This window comes from Kineococcus glutinatus (genome assembly GCF_039542765.1).
Classification (GTDB): domain Bacteria; phylum Actinomycetota; class Actinomycetes; order Actinomycetales; family Kineococcaceae; genus Kineococcus_A; species Kineococcus_A glutinatus.
In genome coordinates, this window is sequence record NZ_BAABIL010000525.1 from 1 (window position 1) to 5,217 (window position 5,217).

Consider the following 5,217-nt stretch of genomic DNA (forward strand, 5'->3'; position numbering starts at 1 on the left):
GACCGGACCGCGCGGCGCGACCGGACCGCGCGGCGCGACCGGACCGCGCGGCGCCGGGGCCGGCGGCGCGCACCTCAGGCCAGGTGCTGCTCGATCTCGGCGAGCTCGGCCTCCTCGAAGTGCAGGCCGGCCACCGCGCCGACGCTGTCCTCCAGCTGGCGGACGCTGCTGGCGCCGACGAGCGCGGACGTCACGCGACCGCCGCGCAGCACCCAGGCGATCGCCAGCTGCGCCAGGCTCTGCCCGCGCCGCTCCGCGATCCCGTCGAGGGCCCGCACCCGGTCCAGCACGTCGTCGGTGAGGCGGTCGGTGCCGAGGAAGGGGCTGGCGCCGGCGGCCCGGGAGTCGGCGGGGACGCCGTCGAGGTAGCGGCTGGTCAGCAGGCCCTGCGCCAGCGGGGAGAACGCGATGCTGCCGGCGCCGACCTCGTCGAGGGCGTCGAGCAGGCCGTCGTCCTCCACCCAGCGGTCGAGCATCGAGTAGCGCGGCTGGTGGATCAGCAGCGGGGTGCCGAGGCCGGCGAGGATGCGCGCGGCCTCGCGGGTCTGCTCCGCGGAGTAGTTGGAGACGCCGACGTAGAGCGCCTTGCCCTGCTGCACCACGGAGTGCAGCGCCCCCATCGTCTCCTCCAGCGGGGTGTCCGGGTCGGGCCGGTGGGAGTAGAAGACGTCGACGTACTCCAGGCCCGTCCGCCGCAGGCTGGCGTCGAGGCTGGCGACGAGGTACTTGCGCGAGCCCCACTCCCCGTAGGGGCCGTTCCACATGTGGTACCCGGCCTTGGTGGAGACGACGATCTCGTCGCGGTGGGGGCGCAGGTCCCGCGCCAGGTGCGTGCCGAAGTTCTCCTCGGCGGACCCGGCGGGCGGGCCGTAGTTGTTCGCGAGGTCGAAGTGGGTGACGCCCAGGTCGAAGGCGCGCAGCAGGATGGCGCGCTGGGTCTCCAGCGGCTTGTCGTCGCCGAAGTTGTGCCACAGGCCCAGGGAGACGGCGGGCAGCTTCAGGCCGCTGCGCCCGACGCGGCGGTAGGGCATGGAGTCGTAGCGGTCGGCGGCGGCGGCGTGGCTCACGCGGTGGTCTCCTCGTCGGGTGGGAAGGAGGCCGACGCTACCGGCGCGGTGGCGCGTGCGGGCCCGTCCGGGGTGGTCCTGCCGGGACCAGGGTGGGCGTCGCCCGGCGCGGTCGACGGGACGCTGCGCGTGCCGCGATTAGGCCGTCCGGGTGAAGATCGATTGGCGTCGGCGGAGGATGGCCACGACGCTGACCTCTCAACGGACGCCTCCCAGGTCGCGTCCGGGTCCTGCGACGACGGAGGACACGGTGCACAGCAGCGCGCACCCCGATCAGCGGTCCCGCCGCCGCGCCCGGCGCACGGTGGCGCGCACGGCGCTCGCCGCCGCGCTCACCATCGCCGGCACCTGCCTGCCGGCCGGCCCGGCCGCCGCCGAGGACCCCGATCCCCTGCTGGTGCCGTGGAACACCCTGCTGCCCGGCCTGAGCGCCGGCCACGACCCCTCCAGCAGCGACGTCTGCCGCTCCGGGCAGCTGCGGTGCGTGGACGCCGTCATCCGCGAGATGCAGCGCCGCTGGGCGCCCCTGGACCGCGACTGCAGCCACCGCGCCGTGTTCTCGCTGCTGTACCTGCGCACCACCGAGGCCTACCGGGAGGCGGCCCGCACGCCCGGGTTCTTCGCCGATCCCGGCTGGGTCAACCACTACGACGCCGTGTTCGCCAGGTACTACTTCGACCAGGAGGACCTCTGGCGGGCCGGGCGCACCCGGGAGGTGGCCCCCGCCTGGCGCACCGCCTTCGAGGCGGCCGACACCCGCGGCGTCGTCGGCCTGGGCGACGTGCTGCTCGGGATGAACGGGCACATCAACCGCGACCTGCCCTTCGTGCTCGCCGAGATCGGCCTCGTGGCACCCGACGGCACCAGCCGCAAACCCGACCACGACCGGGTGTACGAGTTCCTCAACGCCGCGGCCGAATCCCAGCTCGCGGAGGTCGCCCGGCGCTACGACCCCACCGCGGACGACGCCGACGTGCCCGGCACGACCCTGGACGCCACCGCGGCCTTCCAGCTCGTCCAGACGTGGCGGGAGGTGTCGTGGCGCAACGCCGAGCGCCTGGTCGCCGCCCGCCGCCTCGGCCCGGCCGCGTACGCGGCGACCGCCGCGAGCGTCGAGGCGTACGCCGCGGCCGAGGCCCGCGCCATCGCCACCGCGACGGCGGACCTGCTGCCGGGCACCGCGGAACGGCGCGAGGCGTGGTGCCGCACGCACCGCGAACCCCTGTGACGCCCGGCCCACCGGCCGACCCCTCCCTCTGGGAGGACCTCGACGAGGTCCTCTTCCGCACCGACGCCATCGGGAACTGGACGTGGCTGAGCCCGGCGTGGACCCGGCTGACGGGTTTCGCGGTCGCCGACACCCTCGGCACGAACTTCCTGGAGTACGTCCACCCCGACGAGCGCGAGCGCACGCTGGCCCTCTTCGGCGCCGTCGTCGTCGGCGGCGCCGACCACTGCCACCACGAGGGCCGCTACCGCACCGCGTCGGGCGGCTACCGCCAGGTCCGGTTGCGCGCCAAGGTGCTGCGCGACCCCCGCGGCGACGTCACCGGCAACGTCGGCACCCTCGTCGACGTCACCGCCGAGCGGCTGGGCACGCAGGCCGCCGCCGAGCACGCCCACCTGCTGGAGCTCGTCGCCGACGGCGCCGCCTACGACGACCTGCCCATCGGCGTCGTGGAGTGCACCCCCGGGCTGCGGGTGCACCGCGCCACCCCCGCGCTGCGGCAGCTGCTCGGCCCCGCCGTGGAGGCCGGTGCCCCCCTGACCGGGCTGGGGCGCGTGCTGCGCCCGCCGGACGGCGGCCCGCAGCTGCTCGGCCCGCACGGCATGGTGGCCACGGCCGCCGCGACGGGACGGGCCCAGCACGCCGACCTGCGCGTCGTGGACGACGCCGCCGCCGGGCACGTCTTCCGGGCCACCGTGCTGGCGCTGCCTGCGGCGGACGGCACCCGGCTCACCCTGGTGCTGCAGGACGTCAGCGAGCGCCACCGCGCCGAGCGGCAGCAGACCTGCGTGTCCGACCTCGGCGGTCACGCCCTCGCCGGCGCGGACCTGCCCGACCTGTTCGCCCGCACCGCGGCGCAGGTGCGCGACGTGCTGGGCGTGGCCCACTGCGAGGTGCTGGAGCGCACCGACGCCGTGGACGTGCTGCTGACCCGCGCGACGAGCGGCTGGGCGCCGGACTTCCCGCACGTGCTCGACGCGCGCGACGTGGAGGGCACCGTGGTGCCGGCCGCGGGGACCCCCACCCTGTGCTGCGACATCACCGCCCGGCAGGAGGAGGGCGAGCGCGGGCGGGCCGCCGCGGCGTGGTGGCGCGCGCACGGCGTGGTCAGCGCCGCCGCCGTCGTCATCGGCGGCACGACCTCCTCCTTCGGGTACCTGTGCGTGCAGGCCAGGACCCCGCGGACGTGGACCGGCGACGAGATGGCGTTCCTGTCGTCGGTGGCGCACGTGGTCGCCGCGGCCGTGGAGCGGCGCCGCACGGAGGAGCTGATCCGCCACCGCGCGCTGCACGACCCGCTCACCGGGCTGGCCAACCGGGTGCTGCTGCACGACCGCCTGCACCACGGCCTCGCCGCGCAGCAGCGCCACGGCACCCGCCTGGCGCTGCTGCTGGTGGACCTGGACCGCTTCAAGGAGGTCAACGACACCCTCGGCCACGACGTGGGGGACCGGGTGCTGCAGGTGGTGGCCGACCGGCTGCGCCAGCAGTTCCGCGAGACCGACACCGTCGCCCGCCTCGGCGGCGACGAGTTCGCCGTCCTGCTGGACCCGGTGCCCGCCCGCCACTACGCCGAGCGGCTGGCCGCGGAGCTGCGCAAGCAGATCCGCCGCCCGCTGCGGGTGGAGGGCATCACCCTGCACCTGGAGGGCAGCGTCGGCGTCACCCTGGCCCCCGACCACGGCGACGACCCCGTCGGCCTGCTCAAGCGCGCCGACGTGGCGATGTACCGGGCCAAGCAGAGCGCCTCGGGCGTGGAGACGTACACCCCGGACGCCGACCTCAACCGCCCCGAGCGGCTGGGGTACGGCGGGGCGCTGTGGCAGGCGCTGGAGTCCGGGCAGTTCGTGGTGCACTACCAGCCGCAGCGGGACCTGCGCACCGGGGCGACGACGGGGGTGGAGGCGCTGCTGCGCTGGCGGCACCCCCGGCAGGGGCTCGTGCTGCCGGACAGCTTCATCCCGCTGGCCGAGCAGACGGGGCTGATCCGGCCGCTGACGGCGCACGTGCTGGCGACGGCGCTGGAGCAGGCGGCGCGGTGGGCGGCGGCGGGGACGCCGCTGCAGGTGGCGGTGAACGTCTCCGCGCGCAGCCTGCGCGACGGTTCGCTCGTGGGGGAGGTGCTGGAGCAGCTGGAGCGCGCCGGCGCCCCGGCGCACGTGCTGGAGCTGGAGCTCACCGAGAGCGCCGTGATGGCCGAGCCGGAGGCCGCCATGGCGGTGGCCGCGGAGCTGCGGGAGGCCGGGGTGCGGCTGGCGCTGGACGACTTCGGGACGGGGTACTCCTCGCTGGCCCACCTGCGCGACCTGCCGGTGGACGTGCTGAAGATCGACCGCTCGTTCCTGCGGGACGTGGACACCAACCACCGCAACGCCTCGATCGTGCGCTCGGTCATCGACCTCGGCCACAACCTCGGGATGGGGGTCGTGGCCGAGGGCGTGGAGACCCCGGCGGCGCTGGAGCTGCTGCGCCGGATGGGCTGCGACCAGGGCCAGGGGTACCTGTTCGGCCGGCCCGTGGAGGCCGCCGGGGTGCTGGCGGCGCCCGGTTGAGCCCCGGCGGCCGGGACCCGCGGGTGCGTGCGGGTCAGGGGTGCGGCAGCGGCACGGCCGCCCGGGGGACGAGGCTGTAGCGGTCGGGGCGGTGCAGCAGGGCGGCTGCGCCGACCAGGCCGGCCGAGCCGCCCAGCTCCGCCGGCACGACGGCGACCCGGCGGGCGAACCCCAGCCCCGCGAACTCCCGGAAACCGGCCTCGACGGCGTCCAGGAGCAGCGCACCGGACTGGGCGACCCCGCCGCCGAGCACCACCCGGTCGATGTCGCAGAGCACGGCGGTGGCGGCGAACGCGGCGCCCAGCGCCCGGCCGCCGCGGGCGAAGGCGGCCAGCGCCACCGGGTCCCCGGCGCCGGCGTCGGCGGCGAT

General features: G+C 76.3%; 4 protein-coding genes. 2 read left to right on the forward strand and 2 right to left on the reverse strand.

Translation table 11 applies throughout. The annotated features are described in order from the left end of the window. Window positions 1–74: 74 nt before the first annotated feature. Window positions 75–1,067 carry an L-glyceraldehyde 3-phosphate reductase gene (gene mgrA, locus ABEB16_RS17535; RefSeq protein WP_345713506.1) on the reverse strand — a complete coding sequence of 331 codons (993 nt, stop codon included), beginning with the start codon at window positions 1,065–1,067 and terminating at the stop codon, window positions 75–77. A gap of 250 nt (window positions 1,068–1,317) precedes the next feature. On the opposite strand from mgrA, the gene ABEB16_RS17540 reads away from it, so the two are divergent. Next, the gene (locus ABEB16_RS17540; protein WP_345713507.1) at window positions 1,318–2,295 is read left to right on the forward strand and encodes a DUF5995 family protein; all 978 of its coding nucleotides are present in this window, start codon (window positions 1,318–1,320) and stop codon (window positions 2,293–2,295) included. Beyond that, on the forward strand, window positions 2,292–4,847 hold the full coding sequence (locus tag ABEB16_RS17545) for a sensor domain-containing protein (RefSeq protein ID WP_345713508.1): 2,556 nt from the start codon (window positions 2,292–2,294) through the stop codon (window positions 4,845–4,847). Before ABEB16_RS17540 ends, ABEB16_RS17545 begins: the two co-directional genes overlap by 4 nt. A 34-nt stretch (window positions 4,848–4,881) precedes the next feature. On the opposite strand, the gene ABEB16_RS17550 is transcribed toward ABEB16_RS17545, so the two are convergent. After that, on the reverse strand, window positions 4,882–5,217 hold a 336-nt coding region (locus ABEB16_RS17550), incomplete at its 5' end, for an ROK family protein (protein WP_345713509.1).